Origin of the sequence: Streptomyces sp. NPDC048504, assembly GCF_043200035.1 — a bacterium.
Lineage (GTDB): Bacteria > Actinomycetota > Actinomycetes > Streptomycetales > Streptomycetaceae > Streptomyces.
In genome coordinates this window covers 55,785-75,792 of the sequence record NZ_JBICXA010000026.1, presented here as the reverse complement: position 1 = coordinate 75,792, position 20,008 = coordinate 55,785, and the positions used below count along the sequence as shown (strand labels likewise).

General features: G+C 70.5%; 22 protein-coding genes, 1 tRNA gene and 5 pseudogenes. 13 read left to right on the top strand and 15 right to left on the bottom strand.

The window, feature by feature from the left end; genetic code table 11:
* Positions 1–17: 17 nt before the first annotated feature.
* From ACGFY9_RS45340 to ACGFY9_RS45315, 6 genes are all read left to right on the top strand, one after another.
* Complete coding sequence (locus ACGFY9_RS45340; protein ID WP_393764447.1) at positions 18–1,211, top strand: glycine C-acetyltransferase; 1,194 nt, start codon at positions 18–20, stop codon at positions 1,209–1,211.
* A gap of 882 nt (positions 1,212–2,093) precedes the next feature.
* The gene (locus ACGFY9_RS45335; protein ID WP_393764445.1) at positions 2,094–2,996 is read left to right on the top strand and encodes a LysR family transcriptional regulator; all 903 of its coding nucleotides are present in this window, start codon (positions 2,094–2,096) and stop codon (positions 2,994–2,996) included.
* Positions 2,997–3,031: 35 nt separating this feature from the next.
* Positions 3,032–3,616, top strand: coding sequence for a helix-turn-helix domain-containing protein (locus tag ACGFY9_RS45330; protein ID WP_393764443.1), 585 nt, complete (start codon positions 3,032–3,034; stop codon positions 3,614–3,616).
* A 14-nt stretch (positions 3,617–3,630) separates the two neighbouring features.
* Positions 3,631–4,218: a GNAT family N-acetyltransferase gene (locus ACGFY9_RS45325; protein WP_393764547.1), complete on the top strand. Its 588-nt coding sequence runs from the start codon at positions 3,631–3,633 to the stop codon at positions 4,216–4,218.
* 30 nt (positions 4,219–4,248) lie between these two features.
* Positions 4,249–4,614, top strand: coding sequence for an MmcQ/YjbR family DNA-binding protein (locus ACGFY9_RS45320; RefSeq protein WP_393764441.1), 366 nt, complete (start codon positions 4,249–4,251; stop codon positions 4,612–4,614).
* A gap of 270 nt (positions 4,615–4,884) precedes the next feature.
* Positions 4,885–6,192 carry an MFS transporter gene (locus ACGFY9_RS45315; protein WP_393764545.1) on the top strand — a complete coding sequence of 436 codons (1,308 nt, stop codon included), beginning with the start codon at positions 4,885–4,887 and terminating at the stop codon, positions 6,190–6,192.
* A 67-nt stretch (positions 6,193–6,259) separates the two neighbouring features.
* On the opposite strand, the gene ACGFY9_RS45310 is transcribed toward ACGFY9_RS45315, so the two are convergent.
* Entirely contained in the window at positions 6,260–7,186 is a 927-nt protein-coding gene (locus ACGFY9_RS45310) for a transketolase family protein (RefSeq protein ID WP_393764439.1), read from the bottom strand.
* A 40-nt stretch (positions 7,187–7,226) separates the two neighbouring features.
* The gene (locus tag ACGFY9_RS45305) at positions 7,227–7,937 is read right to left on the bottom strand and encodes a transketolase (RefSeq protein ID WP_393764437.1); all 711 of its coding nucleotides are present in this window, start codon (positions 7,935–7,937) and stop codon (positions 7,227–7,229) included.
* Positions 7,938–8,102: 165 nt separating this feature from the next.
* Here ACGFY9_RS45305 and ACGFY9_RS45300 point away from each other — a divergent pair.
* Positions 8,103–8,176: transfer RNA gene (locus ACGFY9_RS45300), tRNA-Pro, on the top strand.
* Between the two features lie 232 nt (positions 8,177–8,408).
* Here ACGFY9_RS45300 and ACGFY9_RS45295 read toward each other — a convergent pair.
* Both ACGFY9_RS45295 and ACGFY9_RS45290 read right to left on the bottom strand, forming a co-directional pair.
* Positions 8,409–8,996: a zinc-binding dehydrogenase gene (locus tag ACGFY9_RS45295; protein WP_393764435.1), complete on the bottom strand. Its 588-nt coding sequence runs from the start codon at positions 8,994–8,996 to the stop codon at positions 8,409–8,411.
* A 23-nt stretch (positions 8,997–9,019) separates the two neighbouring features.
* Entirely contained in the window at positions 9,020–9,193 is a 174-nt protein-coding gene (locus ACGFY9_RS45290; RefSeq protein WP_393764433.1) for a hypothetical protein, read from the bottom strand.
* On the opposite strand from ACGFY9_RS45290, the pseudogene ACGFY9_RS45285 reads away from it, so the two are divergent.
* Positions 9,160–9,507, top strand: a pseudogene (locus tag ACGFY9_RS45285) (SDR family oxidoreductase); the annotation flags it as partial. The gene ACGFY9_RS45290 and the pseudogene ACGFY9_RS45285 overlap by 34 nt on opposite strands.
* Before the next feature lie 43 nt (positions 9,508–9,550).
* A pseudogene (locus ACGFY9_RS45280) lies at positions 9,551–9,685 on the top strand (alpha/beta hydrolase); the annotation flags it as partial.
* 229 nt (positions 9,686–9,914) lie between these two features.
* Here the strand turns inward: ACGFY9_RS45280 and ACGFY9_RS45275 are convergent.
* From ACGFY9_RS45275 to ACGFY9_RS45250, 6 genes and pseudogenes are all read right to left on the bottom strand, one after another.
* On the bottom strand, positions 9,915–10,181 hold the full coding sequence (locus ACGFY9_RS45275; RefSeq protein WP_393764431.1) for a DUF4235 domain-containing protein: 267 nt from the start codon (positions 10,179–10,181) through the stop codon (positions 9,915–9,917).
* The gene (locus ACGFY9_RS45270) at positions 10,178–10,648 is read right to left on the bottom strand and encodes a DUF3618 domain-containing protein (RefSeq protein ID WP_393764543.1); all 471 of its coding nucleotides are present in this window, start codon (positions 10,646–10,648) and stop codon (positions 10,178–10,180) included. Before ACGFY9_RS45270 ends, ACGFY9_RS45275 begins: the two co-directional genes overlap by 4 nt.
* Positions 10,645–10,812: pseudogene (locus ACGFY9_RS45265) on the bottom strand (phage holin family protein); the annotation flags it as partial. The pseudogene ACGFY9_RS45265 and the gene ACGFY9_RS45270, both read right to left, overlap by 4 nt.
* Positions 10,794–10,955, bottom strand: coding sequence for a thiamine pyrophosphate-dependent enzyme (locus tag ACGFY9_RS45260; RefSeq protein ID WP_393764559.1), 162 nt, complete (start codon positions 10,953–10,955; stop codon positions 10,794–10,796). The gene ACGFY9_RS45260 and the pseudogene ACGFY9_RS45265, both read right to left, overlap by 19 nt.
* A pseudogene (locus tag ACGFY9_RS45255) lies at positions 10,922–11,083 on the bottom strand (thiamine pyrophosphate-binding protein); the annotation flags it as partial. The gene ACGFY9_RS45260 and the pseudogene ACGFY9_RS45255, both read right to left, overlap by 34 nt.
* A 36-nt stretch (positions 11,084–11,119) precedes the next feature.
* Positions 11,120–12,688, bottom strand: coding sequence for an FMN-binding glutamate synthase family protein (locus ACGFY9_RS45250; RefSeq protein ID WP_393764541.1), 1,569 nt, complete (start codon positions 12,686–12,688; stop codon positions 11,120–11,122).
* A 393-nt stretch (positions 12,689–13,081) separates the two neighbouring features.
* Between ACGFY9_RS45250 and ACGFY9_RS45245 the strand changes: the two genes are divergently transcribed.
* From ACGFY9_RS45245 to ACGFY9_RS45235, 3 genes are all read left to right on the top strand, one after another.
* A complete protein-coding gene (locus ACGFY9_RS45245) occupies positions 13,082–13,435 on the top strand; it encodes a PRC-barrel domain containing protein (RefSeq protein ID WP_393764429.1) in 354 nt (117 codons plus the stop codon).
* 195 nt (positions 13,436–13,630) lie between these two features.
* Positions 13,631–14,041 carry a hypothetical protein gene (locus ACGFY9_RS45240; RefSeq protein ID WP_393764427.1) on the top strand — a complete coding sequence of 137 codons (411 nt, stop codon included), beginning with the start codon at positions 13,631–13,633 and terminating at the stop codon, positions 14,039–14,041.
* A gap of 104 nt (positions 14,042–14,145) precedes the next feature.
* Positions 14,146–14,295 (top strand): hypothetical protein, encoded by a 150-nt coding sequence (locus ACGFY9_RS45235; RefSeq protein WP_393764425.1) that lies wholly within the window; start codon positions 14,146–14,148, stop codon positions 14,293–14,295.
* Positions 14,296–14,403: 108 nt separating this feature from the next.
* Here ACGFY9_RS45235 and ACGFY9_RS45230 read toward each other — a convergent pair.
* The 3 genes and pseudogenes from ACGFY9_RS45230 to ACGFY9_RS45220 all read right to left on the bottom strand — a co-directional run.
* Positions 14,404–14,523: pseudogene (locus ACGFY9_RS45230) on the bottom strand (RNA polymerase sigma factor SigF); the annotation flags it as partial.
* A gap of 2 nt (positions 14,524–14,525) precedes the next feature.
* The gene (locus tag ACGFY9_RS45225; protein ID WP_393764423.1) at positions 14,526–14,696 is read right to left on the bottom strand and encodes a hydrophobic protein; all 171 of its coding nucleotides are present in this window, start codon (positions 14,694–14,696) and stop codon (positions 14,526–14,528) included.
* A 425-nt stretch (positions 14,697–15,121) separates the two neighbouring features.
* A complete protein-coding gene (locus ACGFY9_RS45220; RefSeq protein WP_393764421.1) occupies positions 15,122–16,762 on the bottom strand; it encodes an NAD-dependent malic enzyme in 1,641 nt (546 codons plus the stop codon).
* Positions 16,763–16,987: 225 nt separating this feature from the next.
* On the opposite strand from ACGFY9_RS45220, the gene ACGFY9_RS45215 reads away from it, so the two are divergent.
* Entirely contained in the window at positions 16,988–18,166 is a 1,179-nt protein-coding gene (locus ACGFY9_RS45215) for an AI-2E family transporter (RefSeq protein ID WP_393764419.1), read from the top strand.
* Between the two features lie 49 nt (positions 18,167–18,215).
* Here ACGFY9_RS45215 and ACGFY9_RS45210 read toward each other — a convergent pair whose 3' ends face one another.
* Positions 18,216–19,172 carry an LLM class F420-dependent oxidoreductase gene (locus ACGFY9_RS45210; protein ID WP_393764417.1) on the bottom strand — a complete coding sequence of 319 codons (957 nt, stop codon included), beginning with the start codon at positions 19,170–19,172 and terminating at the stop codon, positions 18,216–18,218.
* Between the two features lie 71 nt (positions 19,173–19,243).
* On the bottom strand, positions 19,244–20,005 hold the full coding sequence (locus ACGFY9_RS45205) for an anti-sigma factor antagonist (protein ID WP_393764415.1): 762 nt from the start codon (positions 20,003–20,005) through the stop codon (positions 19,244–19,246).
* Positions 20,006–20,008: the final 3 nt, after the last annotated feature.

Below are 20,008 nucleotides of genomic sequence, written 5' to 3'. Positions count from 1 at the left end.
CTTTAGGAGCTTTCCCCATGTTCGACTCCGTGCGCGACGACCTCCGCGCCACCCTCGACGAGATCCGCGCAGCCGGACTCCACAAGCCCGAGCGCGTGATCGGCTCCCCGCAGTCCGCGACCGTGAACGTCACCGCGGGCGGCCGCCCCGGAGAGGTCCTCAACTTCTGCGCCAACAACTACCTCGGCCTCGCCGACCACCCCGAGGTCGTCGCCGCCGCCCACGCGGCCCTCGACCGCTGGGGCTACGGCATGGCGTCCGTGCGCTTCATCTGCGGAACCCAGGAGGTCCACAAGGAACTTGAGGCCCGGCTGGCCGCGTTCCTCGGCCAGGAGGACACGATCCTCTACTCCTCCTGCTTCGACGCCAACGGCGGTGTCTTCGAAACCCTGTTGGGCCCGGAGGACGCGGTCATCTCCGACGCCCTCAACCACGCCTCGATCATCGACGGCATCCGCCTCTCCAAGGCCCGCCGCCTGCGCTACGCCAACCGTGACATGGCCGATCTGGAACGGCAGTTGAAGGAGGCGTCGGGTGCGCGCAGGAAGCTGATCGTCACCGACGGCGTCTTCTCCATGGACGGCTACGTCGCACCCCTCCACGAGATCTGCGACCTCGCCGACCGCTACGACGCGATGGTCATGGTCGACGACTCCCACGCCGTCGGCTTCGTCGGACCCGGCGGCCGCGGCACCCCCGAACTGCACGGCGTCATGGACCGCGTCGACATCATCACCGGCACGCTCGGCAAGGCCCTGGGGGGTGCCTCCGGCGGGTACGTCGCCGCCCGCGCCGAGATCGTCGCCCTGCTCCGCCAGCGCTCCCGGCCGTACCTCTTCTCGAACACCCTGGCCCCCGTGATCGCGGCAGCGTCGCTCAAGGTGCTCGACCTGCTGGAGTCCGCGGACGGCCTGCGCGTCCAACTCGCAGAGAACACCGCGTTGTTCCGCCGGAGGATGACCGAGGAGGGGTTTGACATCCTTCCCGGTGACCATGCGATCGCACCCGTGATGATCGGCGACGCGGGGGTGGCGGGGCGTATGGCGGAGCTGTTGCTGGAGCGGGGCGTGTATGTGATCGGCTTCTCGTATCCGGTGGTACCGCAGGGACAGGCCCGGATTCGGGTCCAGTTGTCCGCCGCGCACTCGACGGAGGATGTGCATCGGGCGGTGGACGCGTTTGTCGCTGCGCGGGCTGAGCTGGAGGGCTGAGCGGGGGGCGGCTGAGGTTGAAGACGGGGCTCGCGGGCTGAGATGGAGGTCCGGGGTGGAGGGCTGAGTCCGGGGTCGGAGCTGGGCTCAGGCCGGAGCGTGGAGTCGGCAGGCTGACGTTGAGTGCCGTGGGGGAGGCCCGAGGCTGGAGCGGAGCGGAAGGGCTCTGAGGGGCCGAGGGTGCGGCTGGCGGGCCGAGGTGGAGGGCCGTGGCGGAGAGCTGAGGCCGAGAGCGGGGCTGGCAGCCAGGGGCGGAAGGCGGGGCTGGAGGGCGGAGGCCGAGGGCGGGGCCGGGGGGACTGAGGCGGAGAGCGGATGCGGACGGCTGAGCCGGTGGGCGGAGTTGGAGAGCTGCGGGGCGGAGGCTGAGGTTGAGGGCGGAGCCGGTGGGCTGACCCGATCGGCCTGACCCGGACCCGGATCTGCCCTGACCCCGACCCGGCCCTGACCCCGACCCGGCCCTGACCCCGACCTGGCCCCGGACCTGACCTGACCCAGACCCGGACTGAGCCCGGGACCCGACCCAGACCTGACCCAGACCCAGACCTGGCCCTGACCCGGACCCGGACCCGGACCCGGATCTGACCCAGACCCGGACTGAGCCCCCGACCTGACCTGACCCGGGCCCCGACCCGGCCCTGGCCCCGGACCTGACGCCGGCCCCGACCCGGCCCCGGACCCGGGCCCTGGCCCCGGACCTGACCCAGACCAGGACCCGGACCTGACCCGGGCCCGGTCTGAGCCCCCGACCTCGATCCCGACCCGGACCGGGCCCAGACATCACCCCCGATCCCGACCGGGCCCCAGGCCTCGACCCCGCCCCGGACCCAGGACTGTCCCGCGTTCGTCCGGCCCCTCGGACATATTGCGATAATCGGTCTCATGATCGAAGCGCGGCGGCTCCATATCCTCCGTGCGGTGGCAGACCACCGCACCGTGACGGCGGCGGCCGCCGCGCTGTATCTCACGCCCTCGGCGGTGTCGCAGCAGTTGGCCGCCCTGGAGCAGGAGACCGGGCACCGGCTGGTCGAGCGGGGTGCCAAGGGCGTGCGGCTGACCCCGGCGGGTGAGATCCTGCTCAGCCATACCAATGTGGTCCTGGCCCAGCTGGAGCGGGCCGAGGCGGAGCTGGCCGCGTACAGCTCGGGTGCGGCCGGCACGGTCACCGTCGCCGCGTTCGCGACCGGCATCGCGCAGGTGGTGGCGCCCGCGGTGACCCGGCTCGCCCGCCTCGCGCCCGGTATCCGCATCCGCGTCCAGGACGCCGAGGGCGACGCCAGTCTGCCGATGGTGCTGGACCGGCAGGTGGATGTCGCGGTCGCCGTCGAGTACCGCGGGGCCCCGCCCGCCGACGACCCGCGCCTGACCCATCTCCCGCTCTACGCCGAGCCGTTCGACGCGGTCGTCCCGGTCACCCACCGCCTCGCCGACGCCGACGAGGTCCCCCTCGCCGAACTGGCCAAGGACCCGTGGATCGGCCCCTACCCCGGCAACCCCTGCCACGAGGTCGTCGTCCTGGCCTGCGAGAACGCCGGATTCCAGCCCCGCCTCGAACACTCCTCGGACGACTTCCGTGCCGTGGTCGCCCTGGCATCGGCCGACGCGGGCGTGGCCCTCATCCCCCGCTCGGCGCTCCGCGGCATGGACCTGACCGGAGTCGTCGTCCGGCCTGTCGACGGGGTGGCCCCGACCCGCCGGGTCTTCGCCGCCGTACGACGCGGCACGGAGGAGCACCCGCTGATCCGCCCGGTCCTGGACGCGTTGGAAGAAGTGGCCCGGACGTAACCTCGTCGTCTCATATGCGGGATATCGTCCCGGATATGAGATCCGAGGAAACGGTGACGACTCTCGACCCCGTGGACGTCCGACTCGGCGCCCGGCTCGCCGAACTGCGGACCGAACACGGCTGGTCCCTGGGCGAGTTGGCGGAGCGGAGCGGGGTGAGCCGCTCGACCCTGTCCCGTGCCGAACGCGCCGAGATCAGCCCCACCGCCTCCCTCCTCAACCGCCTGTGCGGTGTCTACGGCCGGACGATGTCCCAACTCCTCAGCGAGGTGGAGGCCGAACCCGCCCTGCTGGTCCGCGCCGCCGAGCAACCGGTGTGGGAGGACCGCGCCTCCGGTTTCGTACGACGATCCGTGTCACCCCCGCACACCGGGCTGCGCGGCGAACTAGTCGAGGGGCGGCTCCGGCCGGGCGCCGACCTCGCCTACGGCCGGCCGCCCGTGCCCGGCCTGGAACAGCACATCTGGGTCCTGGAGGGCGCCCTCGACGTGACGGCCCAGGACACCGAGCACCATCTGGACGCCGGTGACTGTCTGCGGCTGCGGGTGTGGGGACCGACGCGGTTCCGGTGCTCGGGGCCTGACGACGTGCGCTACGTACTGGCGGTGGTGTTGCCGTGAAGGGGAAGACGACGGTGACGGTGCGGGGTCTGGGCGCGCCTCAACTGCGTGCCTCCGCAGGTGAGTTGGCAGACCTGCTGGTCGACGCCGTGGACGACGGCGCCTCGATCGGATTCCTCGCTCCGCTCGGCCGGGCGGCTGCCGTCGACTGGTGGCGGGAGCGTGCCGACGGTGTGGCCGCCGGGCAGCTCGCCGTGTGGGTGGCGCTGAGCGGTGACCGGGTCGTCGGCACGGTGAGCCTGGCCTTCCCCGACAAGCCCAACAGCCGCCACCGCGCCGAGTTGGTCAAGCTGATGGTGCACCGGGAGGCCAGGGGATCGGGGCTCGGCCGCCGGCTCCTGACCGTCGCCGAGGACGCGGCCGTCGCCGCCGGCATCACGCTCCTCCACCTCGATACCGAGACCGACAGCCCCGCCGAGCACCTGTACCGCTCGGCCGGCTGGACCCGGGCCGGCGTGATCCCGAACTACGCGGCGAGTCCGGCCGGGGTCTTGCGGCCGACGACGCTGTACTACAAGCGTGTGGGAGAGGAAAAGGGAGGCGGAGCGGACGTCGGGTGGGATAGGGAGGCGGACTTGGGGGCGGGCACTCCCACCAGGTGATTGTCAGTGTCAGCCGCTATCTTGCGAGTCATGCCGGATGCCGAAGACGTACGCCGTATCGCCCTCTCCCTCCCGGACACGACGGAGAAGATCGCCTGGAACATGCCCACCTTCCGGGTCGCCGGAAAGATGTTCGTCACCGTGCCCGAGGAGGAGACCTCCATCGCGGTGCGCTGCCCCAAGGAGGAGCGCGACGAACTGGTCCTGGCCGAACCGGAGAAGTTCTGGATCGCCGACCACGAGGCGGGCTTCGCCTGGGTCCGGGCCCGCCTCTCCGCGCTGGACAGCGAGGACGAACTCCGTGACATCCTCGCCGACTCCTGGCGCCAGGCGGCCCCGCCCCGACTCCTGGACGCCTACCCCGAGTTGGGCCTCCCGTCCGGGTCCGGCGACTGAAATTCCCTCGGGCGTTGTCAGTGCCGCGTGGCATCATCCGGAAGCGGGAGTGGGACCCGGGACGGAGGGGGACCCGGCTCCCACCTGAGCGGGATTTCGCGAGCACCGGCGGGGCGCTTCGGGGGCGGCGGCCGGGGGAGGGAGCGGTGGGGGATGACGACCGGGACGGGAAGCGGGCCGGAGACGGAGTCGGGCGGAGCCGATGGCGACGGCGATGACATCGTTGCCGGAAGGGGTGCGGAAGGGGGTGCCGGTACTGTTGCCGGGGTGGTGAAGCGGGGCGGCGGAGGCGGTGAACGCCCCGTCTGGTCAAGGGACTTCGCGTTGTTCTTCGTGGCCCGCGCCATCGCCCGCCTCGGCGACACCATGCTGCCCGTGGCCCTCGCCGCCGGCCTACTGGAACACGGATACGGCGCGGGCGCGGTAGGCCTCGCCATGGCCTCTACGGCCGCCGCCTTCGCGGGACTTGTGGTCTTCGGCGGGGTGATCGCGGACCGGTTCAGCACCCGCAAGCTGATGATCGGCGCCGACCTGGTGCGCCTCGGCACCCAGTCCCTCGCCGCAGCGCTCTTCTTCACCGGCCATGTCGTGCTCTGGGAGATCTGCGCGATCGGCTTCGTCAACGGCGTGGCGGGCGCGGTGTTCCAGCCCGGCGTGGCGAGCACGGTGCCGAGACTCGCCTCCGACATCCAGGGCGCGAACGGCGCGATACGCATCGCCGAGTCCGCCGCCCAACTCGCGGGCCCGGCCGTGGCGGGCCTGCTCGTCGGATTCACCTCGCCCGGCGGAGTGTTCGCGGCCCACGCCGCCACCTACGCGGTGAGCGCCCTCTGCCTCCTGCTGCTCCGGCTGCCCCCGCTCGCACCGGGAAGCCGCGAGCCGGGGCACGGGTCGGGCGCCTTCAAGGCCGATCTGGCCGAGGGATGGCGGGAGTTCAGATCACGCACGTGGCTCTGGGGAGTCATCGCCGTGTGGTGCTTCTACATGATCGCCGTATGGGGCCCGACCGTTCCGCTGGTGGCGACCGACGTGGTGCAACAGCACGGCCCACGCGCCTACGGCCTGGTCAACTCGGCCCTCGGCGCGGGCACCGTCGTAGGCGGACTGCTGGCCCTGCGGCTGCGCCCCCGCCGTATGCTGCGCGCCGGTGCGATCGCCCTCTTCGCCTTCGCCGGCTTCCCGGCGACCGTCGGGGCGGGACTCGGCGTACCGGCCATGGCGGCCGGCGCCGCTGTCGCCGGGGTGGGGATGTCCTTCTGGGGCGTGATGTGGGCGACCAGTGTCCAGACCCAGGTCCCGCCGGACGTCCTCAACCGCATCCACGCGTACGACGTGGCGGGCTCCCTCGCGATGATGCCCGTCGGCCAGGCCTTGGCGGGCCCCGCTGCCGCGGCCCTCGGCGCCGACCACGTTCTCCTCGTCGCGGGCGCGATGAGCTTCGTGGTGCCGATCTCGCTGCTTCTGGTGCCTGCCATACGCGGGCTGGTACGGGCCGACGCGATACCGGTCGGCCCGACTGGGGCGAGTGCCCCGAGCGACGCGGCGATACGTGAACGGGCGTGTCCGCAAGAGAGTTGACGGCGACGAGCATGGTGGGTGTGCGTGGCTGCGCGTGATGGTGCGGGCGTTGTCGTACGGCGCAGCCTCAGCCCCGCGCCGCCGCCCGCCCGCCCCCTCCTCCCACAAAGCCGCCGATCCGCTCGCGGAGCGTCCGCGCGTCGAGGCCGTGGGCGGTGAGGTGTTCGGCGACGGTGCCGTAGCGCCGGAGTTCGGCCCGGCCGACGCCCAGGCCGAGTACGCGGTGGGGCACGTCGGCGAGTGCGTCGTTCGCGGCTGCTGTCGAGGTGCCCGCCAGATACGGCTCGACGAGGACGACGTCCGTCCCGGTATCGCGCGTGGCGGCGCGCAACGCGTCCGCGTCGAAGGGCCGGACGGTCGTGGCGTACAGGACGGTGACGTCGAGGCCCTCCGTCGCGGTGAGGACGGTGTCGAGCATCGGTCCGACGGCGACGACCGCACCGGAGCGGCCCTGGCGGACGGTGAGGAAGTGGGCGCCGTCGACCGGGAGGGCCTCCGGGTTCGACTGGACGGACAGCCGTACGTACACCTTGTCGTCGCCCGCGGCGACCGCGTGCCGTAGCAGGGTCTCGGCCTCGTCCGGGTGGCCCGGCACGTGCACGGTCCAGCCGTCCAGGGTGTCGAGGAGGGCCACGTCGCCCGGAGCCATGTGCGTGAACCCGCCGGCCGGCCAGTCGAAGGAGGCCGCCGCGCTCACCAGGACCGCGCCGACGTCCTGGTGCCCGAGGTCCAGCTTGACCTGCTCGAAGGGCCGCTCGACGAGGAAGCTCGCGAAGGTGTGCACGACCGGGCGCATCCCGGTCAGGGCGAGTCCCGCGCCCGCCCCGACGAGGAGCTGCTCGCGGATGCCGACGTTGATCACCCGGTCGGGGTGCCGGAGCCGGGCGTCCGCGAAGCCGTCCTTGCCGATCTCGGCGAGCACGACCACGACCCGCGGGTCCTCGTCGAGCAGCCGGGAGACGACCGGGGTGAAACGGTCACGCATGGTGTCCATGGAGAGCCTTTCTCGATGCGCTGGGGATGGGGAGGGACGATCAGGCGGACTTCGGCTCCACCCGGGCCACGACCACATGCGGCCGGCCGGGGTGCGGCGCGGTGAAGGCGGCGTACAGCGCTTCGTGGTCACGGCCGTCGACCGTCACCGCGGACCAGCCCGCGGCCTCGAAGCGGGCGGCGATACCGCCGGGCCGGGCGTGGCTCGCGGAGGAGTTGTCGACGACGACGGTGTGCAGCCGGTCCAGTCCGGCGGGCCCGGCGAAGGCGATGGCCTCGTGGTTGCTGCCCTCGTCCAGTTCGGCGTCCCCGACCAGCACCCAGACCCGCGGTTCGGTACGCCCCTGGGCACGCAGCCCGAGTGCAGTCCCGACGGCGATCGGCAGCCCGTGCCCCAGCGACCCGCTGCCGATCTCCGCGCCCAGCACCAGCACCCGGTCGGGATGGTGCCCGAGCGGCGAGTCGTAGGAGCCGAAGTCCGGGAGCCAGTCCACCGGTACGAATCCCTTGGCGGCCAGCACGGCGTAGTACGCCATGGGCCCGTGCCCCTTGGACAGCAGGAACCGGTCCCGCTCGGGGTCGTTCACCCGCTCCGGGCCGACCCGTAGCACCCGGTCGTAGAGCACCCACAGCACGTCCAGCGTCGAGGTCGCCGCCGGGCCGTGCTTCTCGTCACCGGTCATCAGCCCCATGAGCCGGGACAGGTCGCCGTGCGTGTACGGGCGGCTGTTTTCCGTGGTGGTCGTCGTCATGCGGACGATCGTGCAACCTCGACCAAACTTCAGGTCAAGCGGCGCGGGTGGAGTCGGCAGGAAGCGACCCCAGGCCCCGAAAAAAGGCGTGCGCGATCATCGATGCGAGTGCGGTATTGTTTCCATGCGTGCTCAACCGGGGGAAACCCCAGGTCAGACGGGCAGCGGGACGTGGCGCAGCTTGGTAGCGCACTTGACTGGGGGTCAAGGGGTCGCAGGTTCAAATCCTGTCGTCCCGACTTTTCGAAGTCGCAGGTCAGGGGCTGTTTCGGAGGAGATCCGAAGCGGCCCCTTGATCATTCTTGGGGACCACTTGGGTCACGGGGCGGTCGGTGAGGTCCGGAGCGGGCGGTTCGCGCAGTCGTCCAGGTGGTTCCGACATGTGACTCTGGCTCCTGCTTCGGACGCCGGTGACCTCTGCTGCCGACGTGGACGCAGTCCGCTGCTGTCCCCGATCGGATACTCAGAAAGTCAGCAGCACTCGTCCCCGGAGGCCGCTTGCCTCCAGCAGTCGGTGCGCTTCGGGGGCTTGCTCGGCCGGCAGGGCCGCGCGACCCGAGGGGTGAGGCCGCCCTTCTCCGTCAGTTCGCGCAGGCGGTCGAGCTTGCCGTGCTCGCGTGCGTACTGCGGCACGAACGCGTTCCGGGTCTGGATGCCGCGTTCACCGGGCACCTGGACGCCGCCGACCGACGATGCCATCCGGCCGCCGTCGCGCACTGCGCGGATGGCGAGGGCGGTGATGCCCGCGGTGTCGACGAGGCCGTCGACTCCGGCGGGTATCTCCTTGCGCACCAGTTCGGGGAAATCGGTACCTCGCAGCAGAACCACGTCGGCCCCCAGCTCCTTCACCAGGTGCTGGTCCTTCGGTGCCGCGTCGGCGATTACCCGGAACCCGTCCGCCTTGGCCGGCTGGACGGCGTAGCCGTCGACCGCGCCGGCCGCTCCGGTGACCGCCACGGTGGTGCCCATGGGGAGTTCCAGCAGGTCCAGGACGCGCAGTACGTCGGGTCCGCCGAATGCGGTCAGTCCTATGGCCTCCATGGGACCTATGGCCTTCATGGAAGCCCTTCCTCAGGGATGAGTCATTCGACTGCCGCGCCTCCCGACAGGCGCACCTCTTCGCTGTCGAGGGTGGCCTGCAGGCGGCGCAGTACGGTGTCGTCGATCCGGCGCTCGTCTCGCAGCCGTACGACGGTGGCGCGTTTGTTGGCGATGAGGGCCAGGCGCAGCGCGAGGTGGTCCTGGTGCTGGAGCACCGCGGGGTCGTTGTGCCTCCTGCCATGCCTCCAAGCACGGCGTGATCGGCCCGACCACCAGCGCCGCTTTCGAATACGCTCCACGCGGCATCCGTATCAACGCCGTCTGCCCCGGCACGATCGACACCCCGATGGTCAGCGACATGATGGCCAAGGGGGAACTGGACCGCGCCGAGGCCGAGGCCAACCAGCCCATCAATGGCCTCGGTACGGCTGAGGAGATCGCCCAGGCGGTCCTGTGGCTGTGCAGCCCGGTAGCGAGTTTCGTCGTGGGCGTCGCCCTCCCCGTCGACGGCGGTTACGTCGCCCGATAGCGTCATGCAGGGGCCCTTGTCACCGCTGGCCTCCGGCTTTGGGGTGCAGGCGCTGTGGGCCACCCGAGACGACATGACAGACCTCTACGGCGACGTACGGAGCGTCTGGCGCGACTGGGCGGCCGACCGGCTGGACGGTGGCCTGATCGCCTTCGGACATCACATGGCCGAAGGCGCCAGGCGATCGCCCAGGAACCCGCCCGAACACGGCACGGAGCTTCAGACAGCTGTTTCCTCCAGGCAAGCGCGTCGGCCTCCGTTTGTCCGAAGGCGGGAGGGGTCTGGCAACCGCTGGCCGGGCACGACGGACGGCCGCTGGAGGAGGTGGGAGGTGTCTTCCTGCCGAAAGTCGGCCGCCTGTCGGCGTCCGCCCGGGTTCGGCTTGTGGGGGACGCCGACAGGAGTGATCAGCCGGGCCACGTGCCGGTCAGCCGACGGGTGGCGGTGGCGCCGCCGCGGTCGACGGCGGCTTTGACACCGGCGAAGATCGCTCCTTGCAAGGCGGCCGCCGACAGGACCTCGGGCCAGGTGCGGTGCTCGTCGGTGGCGTTGGGGGTGTCCCCGTCATGGCCGAGCCGTCTCCAGACCTGCTTGAACGCCGCGCCGGCCAGCATGCCGCTCAGGGCGCCCATGGCCAGGCCGAGTGGTTGGTAAGCGATCTCGCTCGCTTTCATCGGTGCTTCCTGGAGCGGCGGATGAGCAGCAGCGCGATGAACGCGCCGGCCGCGGCGAGCAGCGGGGCGCGGTTGGCCCGTGCCGCCTTCAGGCTCTGGCCGGTCCTGTCGCGTATCGGCTCAGGGGTGTTCTCCCAGGCGAGCCGACCGGCATGAGCTGCCTTGTCGCGGACCTGCTCCGTGGCCGTGGCGGCCTTGGCCCGCACCGGCTCCGGGGTCCTGTCCTGCACCGCATGAACCACGCTTGACGTCGTGTCCCGCAGTTGGGCCTTGGCCTGTGTCGTCTTCTCCTCGACCTGTCGCTTGACGGTGTCCGTCTTCTCCTGGGCGCGGGCCTTGACGTCGGCCTTCGCCGCGAGCGCCTCCACGGTCTCGCCGAGTTCCTCGCGCGTCGCCTCGACCTGCTCACGCAGTCCCTTCGTGGAGGGTGTTGCACCATCACCCGTGTGCGGCTTGTCCTCGGTCATCGCTGTGCCCTCTCCTTGATTTCGGCCACGTCGGCCTTGACGCTGTCGATGGTCTGTTCCGGCGTCGGCGGGGACGCCTTGCCGATCTGCTGCTTGCCGAGAGCCGCCATCAGCGCGGTGACGGCGCCCAGTACGGCGGTGACGATCAGCGCCGCCGCCCACACATGGCGGGTACGGCGATCTCGTCCGGGTCGGTGACGCGGATGCCGGTGATGCCCATGGCGGTGGCGACGGCGGCGAAGTCGGGGTTGTCCAGGACCGTACCGAACTCGGGGCGGCGGCCTCCTCGTGACGGCAGCCGACCCACTCTGCGTCGTCGGTGGTGCGGAGGGTGTCGGTGAGGGGGTTGAGCGCGTCTCCCACCACGCCGAACACCTGGCGGACGCCGAGTTCGCTCAGGGGGGCCACGATGACGCGGGCGACGGTTCGTGCCACGGATTCCGCCAGGGCGGATCGTGAACTGAGCGCGGGTCAGATGGTGAAGCGGTCCGGGTCGGCGGCCTTCCAGTCGGCCGCCCAGTCGGGCGGGGGCTCGACCAGCAGCTGGCCGGGGGAGAGCCAGTCGTAGAGGACGTCGTAGGAACGGACGGTCTGCGGGTCGATGCGACGGCGGAGCATGTGCGGCCGGAGCTGTGCGGGGTCGGTGACTCCCATGGAGGCCATGATCTGCAGGGCGCTGCCGACGGTGGCCTCCTGGAGGCGCCGCACACGTGCGGCCTTGTCGTCGACGTCGAGTGCGCGGGCTCGGCGCGGGTCCTGGGTGGTGACGCCGACGGGGCAGGTGTTGGTGTGGCAGCGCTGGGCCTGGATGCAGCCGACCGCGAACATCATGGCGCGGGCCGCGTTGCCGTAGTCGGCGCCCTGGATCAGGCGTTTGACGAGGTCCGTGCCGGTGGCGATCTTGCCGCTGGCGCCGATCCGGATCCGGTCCCGCAGGCCAGCGCCGACCAGGGCGTTGTGGACGGTGGTCAGGCCTTCGGTGAGCGGTGTGCCGACGTGGTCGGCGAATTCGAGCGGGGCGGCACCGGTGCCGCCCTCCGCGCCGTCGACGATGACGAAGTCGGGCGTGATGCCCTCCTCGATCATGGCCTTGCACACGGCGAGGAACTGCCGGCGCGACCCGGGGCACAGCTTGAAACCGGCCGGCTTGCCGCCGGACAGCTCCCGCATCCGCGCGATGAAACGGACCAGTTCGCGGGGCGTGGAGAACACCCGGTGATACGGCGGTGAGATGACCGTCTGCCCCTGGGGGACGTCCCGCACCCGGGCGATCTCGGCGTTCACCTTGGCGCCGGGCAGCACACCGCCGATACCGGGTTTGGCGCCCTGCGACAGCTTGAGCGACACACACCTGACGCTCTCGGCCGACGCCTTCTCGGCGAACTCCCCGGGATCGAAGTCACCGTCCCGGGTCCGGCAGCCGAAGTAGCCGGTGCCTATCTCCCAGACCAGGTCACCGCCCGGACGCAGGTGATACTCCGAGAGCCCGCCCTCACCGGTGTCGTGCGCGAAACCGCCTGCCGCAGCTCCCTTGTTGAGCGCGAGTACGGCGTTCGCCGACAGCGAGCCGAAGCTCATCGCGGACACGTTCAGCAGGGCCATGTCGTACGGCCGGGTGCAGTCCGGGCCGCCGATGCGTACGCGCGGAGGGTGTTCCGGCACGGGGCGCGGAGCCATCGAGGGGACCAGGTACTCGTAGCCCGCCTGGTACACGTCGCGTTCGGTGCCGAACGGCTCCTCGGCCGCGGTGCCCTTGGCCCGTTCGTAGACGATGCTGCGGATGTCCCGGTCGAAGGGGCGTCCGTCGAAGTTCCGCTCTACGAAGTACTGCTGCAGCTCGGGGCGGATGCGCTCCAGCAGGAAACGGGCGTGCCCGATCACCGGGTAGTTGCGCAGCACCGAGTGCCGCCGCTGGATCAGATCCCACACACCGAGCGCGCCGAGCGCGGCCAGCGGCACGGCGACCGTCCACCACCAGGGCGACACGGCCAGAGCCCCGCCCACGGCTGCGAGGGCGGCGCCCACGACCACGGCGATCATTCCGGTTCTCAGCACGCCCCACGGGTAACCCGGCCGCCCCGTCTCATGCGGACCGGCCGCGTCGACCCGGCGGAAGGTCTCGGCCAGGACGGTCGACGACATGCCGTGACAAGGAGACCGGAAAACGCCCGTATGCCATTCGGTAAGACGGGTACTACGGCTTTCCAAAAGGGAATCGACATGAATCGACATGACAGGAATCGACATGGCTGCGTTGATTCTTGTACTTCTCCTCGCACTGATTTTTTGTTGCGCCTGACGCGTAGTCGACATTTCAAATTGTGTGGGACCGAAAACGACGGGCACTCGACCTGCCGAGGGACGCCCACCGAAATACCGGACGGGCTTTCTCGGTATTCACGCACTACAAGGCACTACAAGGGGAGGTTTTGCATGACGGACAACAACATGTGGGGTTACCCGGCAGAGTCGGGCCACCAGACGGGTACGGACCTGACCGGATTCAAGGTCGAGGCGAGCGACGGCTCGATCGGCAAGGTCGACAAGCACTCCGAGGACGTCGGAGCCGCGTACATCGTCGTCGACACCGGAGTGTGGATCTTCGGCAAGCAGGTTCTGCTCCCCGCTGGTGTCATCTCGTCCATCGACGTCGCGGACCGGACGATCCACGTCGGCCGCACGAAGGAAGAGATCAAGAACTCCCCGGAGTTCGACAAGGACAAGCACATCGGTGACCCCGGCTACCACGAGCAGGTCGGCGGCTACTACGGAGACCACCGAGCCTGACGGTCCCACAGCGCACAGGGGCGGGTACCGGCGTTCTGCCGGCGCCCGCCTTTCGCCGTGCCCGGGCAGTCCCACCGCTGCCCTGGACGTCCGCACGGCCCGGCCCCCAGGTCAGGGGTGCCGAGGCCGGATTTGTCGTCGGCGGTCCGGGCACCCGCGTCTGACTCCTACCCTGCGCGAGGAAGCGAGAACGCCGTGAGCGAGAGCCGCCCGGAAGCCCGCGGAACCACAGGAGGGCCGAAACCGAAGCCGAGGGATCTGCCCGATCAGCAGGCCGACGCCGACGAGCAGCGCGAGCCGGCCGCGACCGTCTTCGGCGTCCTGCGGACCGCGTTCCCCACCGACCGGCCCTCCGACGACGCGCCCCAGGAACAGCCGGGCGACAACTCCGCTGTGTGGAGTGCGGAGTTCGAGCCGACGCAGGAATGGATCCCGACCGGTCCGACCCCCCTGGAGGGCTCGGTCTCCGCCACGCTGCAGGGCGGCTGCGTCGCCGTGGACCAGCTGTTCGAAGCCCTGAGCACCTCGTTCGCCGTGGACCACTGGGGCGCGGCGTCGGGCGCCCAGGGGAAGGAGGTCGATCTGCGGCTCAGCAGCAAGCGGTGACGGGGCAGGAAGCCGTCCCGCACCACCCCACACACACCCGGCAAACCCGCCCCGACCCCGTCCGACAGGCCAGGTAACTCGCGGGCGTTGCGAGCGAACGGGCCGTGTTCGTCGGTGACACGGCCTGGGACATGAAGGCCGCCGTACGGGACGGAGTGGTCCCGGTGGCGGTGCTGTCCGGCGGGATCCCCCGCGCGGACCTCCTCGACCGCCTCGACCGCCTCGACACGAGAGTCTTCGCCGACAGGGAGTGACCGAAGGCCGCGGCGGTACGAGGCGGGGGCGGGCGGCGATGAGGGCGAGGTCGATGCCGGGTACGGCAAGGACCTTACTCAGGGGCCGTGGTGCGCTGACCGCTGCGGGAAGCGCACCAGAGTCGGGTCCATCTCGACGTGGGTGTTGCGCGCGAACCGGTATTCGTGGGTGCCTTCCGTCAGGACCTGCAGCCGGTCCAGGACCGGCTTGGGCAGTACGCGCGCGTCCACTACCAGCGATACCAGCGACCCCGAGTTCCGCTCGCGCTCGTCCCGCGCATCAGGAACCCCAGTAGCCACAGGACGAGTACGGCCAGAGCGATCCACCAGAGAACCTGGACCGCGAAACCGGCGCCGAAGAGAATCAGCACCACGAGCAACACCAGCAGGATGGGAACCATGATTGAACCTCCTGGCCGCCGAGTGCCCTGAAACCGTCCCGTCAGACGCCCGGACGGCAGCCGAACTCGGCGGGCAGAGGCGGCAGGTAGGTGGTGGATATGTGGGCACTCGGCTGTCAGCCGTCGCTCTGTCCCCCGGGGGAATGTGATGGTCAGGCTCTTCCGGTTCGGCTCATGTGCCGGAAGGGCCGCCCCCATACGCGCTCTGGCCGTGGCGACGGTTGGGCTGTTGAAGTCGGCAGGTTCCGGGACGCGGCGTGCGCGGGGCGCTGTGAGTCCATCGCGTCCAACTGTTGGGCCGCAGTGACGAGTCGTATCCAGCGCGGTGGATGCAGATGCGGCAGTCTCGACGCCCGCGCGAGTCGTGACGTGGGCGTCGGCAGGCAACGGTCCCCTCGGTCGGCGCGCCGACGCTTCGCGCCGGGTCAGCTTTCGTAGCGCGGGGCCCACTGGGTGCGGGTGACCGCCGCCCGGAGTTCGTCCTCGGTCGCCTCCGGTGCCACGCCGTCCTCGACGGCCGCCACCGCCGCGGCCACGGCGATCTCCAGGGCGGCCTCGCGCATGCCCCGCAACGGTGGCAGCAGCGGCGCGGGGCCGGTGTCGTCCGTCACGGACCGTGCGGCGCACCGGCCCACGGCACGGGCGGCGGCGACCATCATCCGGTCGGTGACCCTGGTCGCCCGGGCGGCCGTCACCGCGAGGCCGATCGCCGGGAAGACGTACACGTTGTTCGCCTGGGCCACCGGCACTTCGCGGCCGTCGGTCTTCAGCGGAGGGAACGGCGAACCGGTGGCGATCAGGGCCCTGCTGTCCGTCCAGAGGGCGAGGTCGGCGGGGTCGGCCTCGGAGTGGGAGGTCGGGTTGGACAGCGGGAAGATCACCGGCCGCTCACACATGGACGCCATGTGCCGGACGATCTCCTCGGTGAAGGCGCCCTTCGCGGTGGACAGGCCGATCAGCACGGTCGGCTCCACCCGGCGCACCACCTCGGCCAGGTCGTACGAATCGGGCATGTCGCTGCGGGCGTAGACGCGCTGCTCCTCGCTGAGCCCGTCACGGGAGTCCACCAGGAGTCCGTCGACGTCCACGAACCAGAAGCGCGCACGGGCCTCGTCCGGTGACAGGCCCTCGTCCGTCATGGCCGTACGGATCATGTCGGCCACCCCGACCGCCGCGGAGCCCGCGCCGAGGACCACGATCCGCTGGTCGGTCAGCCGGGTGCCCGCGACCGTCGTGGCCGTGGTGAGCGCGCCGAGAGCGACGGCGGCGGTGCCCTGGATGTCGTCGTTGAAGGTCAGCAGCCGGTCCTGGTAGCGGGTGAGGATCGGGCGAGCGTGGGCGGTCGCGAAGTCCTCCCACTGCAGCAGCGTGCCGGGCAGTTCGGCCTCCACCGCCGACACGAGTGCCTCCACCAGCTCGTCGTACGCGTCACCCGTGACCCGGTGCTTGCGGCGGCCCAGGTAGTGCGGGTCGGCCAGCAGCTCCTCGTTGTCCGTCCCGGCGTCCAGCAGGATGGGCAGCGTACGGGCCGGGTGGATGCCGCCGATCGCGGTGTAGAGGCTGAGCTTGCCGACCGGGATGCCCATGCCGCCGACGCCCTGGTCACCCAGCCCCAGGATGCGCTGGCCGTCGGTGACGACGATGACGTCCACGTCGGAATGCGGGCGGTTGCGCAGGATCTCCCGGAAGCGATGCCGGTCCTCGTACGACAGGAACAGCCCTCGCGGGCGGCGGTAGATCTCGCTGAAGCGCCGGCACGCCTCCCCGACGGTCGGGGTGTAGACGACGGGCAGCGTCTCCTCCAGATGGCTGGTGACCAGGTGGTGGAAGAGGACCTCGTTGGTGTCCTGCAGCTGGCGCAGATAGATGTGCCGGTTCAGCGGCTTGTCGTAGCCGAGGAATGCCTCGTACGCGCGGTCGGCCTGTTGGCCGAGCGTTTCCACCGCGGGCGGAAGCAGCCCGTCGAGACCGAGCTCTGCCCGCTCCCGGGAGTCGAAAGCGGTGCCTTTGTTGCGCAGCGGGTCCGCGAGCAGGGTCGTGCCGCGGGGGGATTCGTTCACTGTCATGCAGGTTCCCCTTCCCGGGAACGCGAGCGGGGAGGCAAAGCCGTCGGCAAGGAACGGCCATCACTCCTGCCGCGCCGGCCGTACGTCACTGCGCACACCATGGTGACCTGCTCTCGACGCGTCGGCCAGACATGGCTCCCGCGCGCACGCGGTACGAACGGAGTGCCTGGGTACCCGGGACGGGTGCCACCCACCCGTGTGAGGCAGCCGAGGAGAGGCGTCGCGATGTCTGCGCAGTCCGAGTCCGGGTCCGCCCGGGACGAGCACGGTGGGCCGGAAGGGGCGGACGTGAACGGCTCCGACGGCGGGCCGGCGGACGCCGTAGAGGAGTTTCGGAAGGCGCCGCGGCAGCCCCCGCAACGGGATGCGCGCGGCGGGCGCAAGCGGTCCTGGGTGACGGTCGGCTTCGCTCTGGGATTGGGGGCGAGCCTGGCGTGGCTCGCCGTCCAGACCGTTCTGCGGGTCAGTTCGATGCTGACCCTGATCCTGCTGGCCGTGTTCATCGCGATCAGCCTCGAACCACTCGTCGTCTGGTTCACGCGCCGGGGTCTGCGGCGCGGCTGGGCTGTCGCGATCGTCCTGACGGGGTTCGTCGTCGTGCTCGCGGGATTCCTGGCGCTGGTCATTCCGCCGGTCGCCAAGGAGATCAGCGCGCTGGTCGACGCGGTGCCCGGCTGGCTGGAGCAGGTCCACAACCACCAGTCCACGATCGGTCGCCTGGAGGACCGCTACCACGTGGTCGAGAAGGCCAAGGAGCAGATCGGCTCGGGAGGCGGAGCGTCCGGTCTGGCGGGAGGCGTCCTGGGTGCCGGCCAGATGGTCCTGAGTACGGTCACGTCCACGACGATCGTGATCACGGTGACCCTGTACTGCATGGCGGCTCTGCCGGCGATGAAGCAGTTCGGCTACCGCTTCGTGGCGGCCAGCCGCCGTGAGCGCGTGGAGGGCGTGGCCGAGGAGATCATGAACCGGATCGGCAAGTTCATGCTCGGCAACCTGGTCACCTCGGGGATCGCCGGAGTGGCGACCTTCGGCTGGTGCGCGGCCACCGGCGTCCCGTACGCCGCCGCGCTGGGCATCTTCACCGCCCTGATGGACCTGATCCCGATCGTCGGCTCCACCCTCGCCGGAATCGTCGTCAGCCTCGTCGCGCTCTCCGTGTCCCTGCCCATCGCGATCGCGACCGCGGTCTTCTACGTCGTTTTCCGGGTCGCCGAGGACTACCTCATCGTGCCCAGGACCATGAAGTTCGCCGTCGACGTGCATCCACTGGTCACCGTCCTCGCGGTACTGCTCGGCGGCGCGCTCCTCGGCATCGTCGGCGCCCTCGTCGCCATCCCGGCGGCCGTCGCGGCCGGCCTGGTCCTCGACGAGTTCGTCTTTCCCAAGAAGGAACGGAACTGACCGAGATCGGTACGGCCGCTGACGCACAACGCCCTAGTACGGGGGCTTGTCAGTCTCCGAGTCGGGGCAGCACTTTGGTGCGGTAGAAGTCGAAGAAGCCCTGTTGGTCCGGTCCGATCTGGTTGACGTAGACGGTGTCGAAGCCGGCGTCGACGTACTGCTTGACCGCCTGGACGTGGGCGTCTGGATCGTCGCCGCAGGCGAGACTCGCTTCGATGCGATCCGGGCCGACGAGCTGCGATGCCTGCTCGAAGTGGCGTGGGGTGGGCAGAAGTTGGGCGAGTTCGCCGGGGAGCTGTTCGTTCGCCCAGAGGCGGTGTGCGGTACGGACGGCTTCGTCCTTGTCGGTTGCCCAGCACACCTTGAGCCCGGCGGAGACGGGGTTGGTTCCGCCGCCGCTGCGTCGGAACCGTTCGATGGCGGGGGTGTCCGGTGCCATGGTGATGAATCCGTCGCCGATGCGGCCGGCGACCTCGGCGGCGTGCGGGCCGAACGCGGAGACGTCGATGGGCACCGGTTGGTCGGGGACCGTGTACAGGCGGGCGTTCTCCACCGTGTAGTGCTTGCCGCGGTGGCTGATCTGTTCCCCGGTGAACAGCTGGCGCATCACGTGGACGGCTTCCTCCAGCATCTCCAGGCGTACGTCGGCCTCGGGCCAGGCGTCACCGAGGATGTGCTCGTTGAGGGCCTCGCCGCTGCCGATGCCCAGCCGGAAGCGGCCGTCCAGCTGTACGGCGCTGGTGGCCGCGGCCTGGGCGACGACGGCCGGGTGCATACGGATGAGAGGGCAGGTCACGGCGGTCTGCACGGGCAGGGAGACGGCTTGTGAGAGCGCGCCGATAACGGACCAGACGAACGGGCTCTGTCCCTGGTTGTCGTTCCAGGGGTGGTAGTGGTCCGAGATCCACAGAGACGTGAACCCGGCCTGCTCTGCCATCCTGGCCTGCTCCACCAATGCAGCGGGACCGTGTTCCTCGCAGGACAGGAAGTAGCCGAACTCCGTCATGGTGCTCTCCTCACGGGTGGCGGGTCGTCCGCCCCCCGGGTGGCCGTGGAACGTGGCGGGAAACATCCTTTCTACGCCGGGCGTGAGAGTTCGGTGACCGCCGTGGAGATCTGTTGTCGCAGGTGTTCGGGCAGCGGCGGCCCGTTGACCGAGTCGACGAGGTCTTCGGCCAGTCGGTGGAGTTTGGTGTTGGTGTGCTGGGAGACGTCGACCAGGACGTTCCAGGCGTCGTCGGGGCTGAGGCCGAAGGAGGCCATCAGGACTCCGCGGGCCAGGTCGATGACCGGCCGGGTCAGCATCGCGCGCTTGAGCTGCACGACTTCCACGCGCAACTCCTCGGCCTCGTCGGACACGCCGTTCTCCTCCATGAGGTCGTGCGTCGCAGCGGAATGATCGCGATGTCCGTGCCAGTCGTGGATCACCCCGTTGACGGGGGCACGCGCGTGGGTGAACAGCGATGCCGTGTCGGTGAGGGTCAGCAGTCTCTCGACCCCTGGAGCGGCGGCCCGGATGCGGAGCGTCTTGCCGTCCGCCAGGGCGATGTGGCGGACGCGCAGCAGGACGTTGAGGCCGGAACAGTCGCAGAAACCGACCCCGGTCAGGTCCAGGTCGACGCCTTCGGACGATCGGGCCAGCGCCAGACGCAGGGCGCGCTGCAGCGTCTGTTCGGTATCGATGTCGATCTCTCCGGAGACCGCCACGACCGTCCGGTTCCCGGCCGGACGCGTCACGATCTCCAGGAAGGCCGACGGGTCGACCGCCGCCGGGACGCGCGGAGTCGCCCGGACGGCTGGGCTGCTCCTGGGCGGAGCGGAAGGGTCGTGTTCCGGCATGGC

What these genes read in the sequence shown, in the direction of transcription:
- ACGFY9_RS45310 (WP_393764439.1), bottom strand. Translation starts at nt 7,186, where the DNA reads ATGGACACCATGCGTGACCGTTTCACCCCGGTCGTCTCCCGGCTGCTC.
- ACGFY9_RS45225 (WP_393764423.1), bottom strand. Translation starts at nt 14,696, where the DNA reads ATGGTTCCCATCCTGCTGGTGTTGCTCGTGGTGCTGATTCTCTTCGGC.
- ACGFY9_RS45210 (WP_393764417.1), bottom strand. Translation starts at nt 19,172, where the DNA reads ATGACGGAGTTCGGCTACTTCCTGTCCTGCGAGGAACACGGTCCCGCT.
- ACGFY9_RS45205 (WP_393764415.1), bottom strand. Translation starts at nt 20,005, where the DNA reads ATGCCGGAACACGACCCTTCCGCTCCGCCCAGGAGCAGCCCAGCCGTC.
- ACGFY9_RS45330 (WP_393764443.1), top strand. Translation starts at nt 3,032, where the DNA reads ATGAGATCCGAGGAAACGGTGACGACTCTCGACCCCGTGGACGTCCGA.
- ACGFY9_RS45220 (WP_393764421.1), bottom strand. Translation starts at nt 16,762, where the DNA reads ATGACAGTGAACGAATCCCCCCGCGGCACGACCCTGCTCGCGGACCCG.
- ACGFY9_RS45320 (WP_393764441.1), top strand. Translation starts at nt 4,249, where the DNA reads ATGCCGGATGCCGAAGACGTACGCCGTATCGCCCTCTCCCTCCCGGAC.
- ACGFY9_RS45215 (WP_393764419.1), top strand. Translation starts at nt 16,988, where the DNA reads ATGTCTGCGCAGTCCGAGTCCGGGTCCGCCCGGGACGAGCACGGTGGG.
- ACGFY9_RS45250 (WP_393764541.1), bottom strand. Translation starts at nt 12,688, where the DNA reads ATGATCGCCGTGGTCGTGGGCGCCGCCCTCGCAGCCGTGGGCGGGGCT.
- ACGFY9_RS45275 (WP_393764431.1), bottom strand. Translation starts at nt 10,181, where the DNA reads ATGAAAGCGAGCGAGATCGCTTACCAACCACTCGGCCTGGCCATGGGC.
- ACGFY9_RS45270 (WP_393764543.1), bottom strand. Translation starts at nt 10,648, where the DNA reads ATGACCGAGGACAAGCCGCACACGGGTGATGGTGCAACACCCTCCACG.
- ACGFY9_RS45305 (WP_393764437.1), bottom strand. Translation starts at nt 7,937, where the DNA reads ATGACGACGACCACCACGGAAAACAGCCGCCCGTACACGCACGGCGAC.
- ACGFY9_RS45245 (WP_393764429.1), top strand. Translation starts at nt 13,082, where the DNA reads ATGACGGACAACAACATGTGGGGTTACCCGGCAGAGTCGGGCCACCAG.
- ACGFY9_RS45295 (WP_393764435.1), bottom strand. Translation starts at nt 8,996, where the DNA reads ATGAAGGCCATAGGTCCCATGGAGGCCATAGGACTGACCGCATTCGGC.
- ACGFY9_RS45335 (WP_393764445.1), top strand. Translation starts at nt 2,094, where the DNA reads ATGATCGAAGCGCGGCGGCTCCATATCCTCCGTGCGGTGGCAGACCAC.
- ACGFY9_RS45340 (WP_393764447.1), top strand. Translation starts at nt 18, where the DNA reads ATGTTCGACTCCGTGCGCGACGACCTCCGCGCCACCCTCGACGAGATC.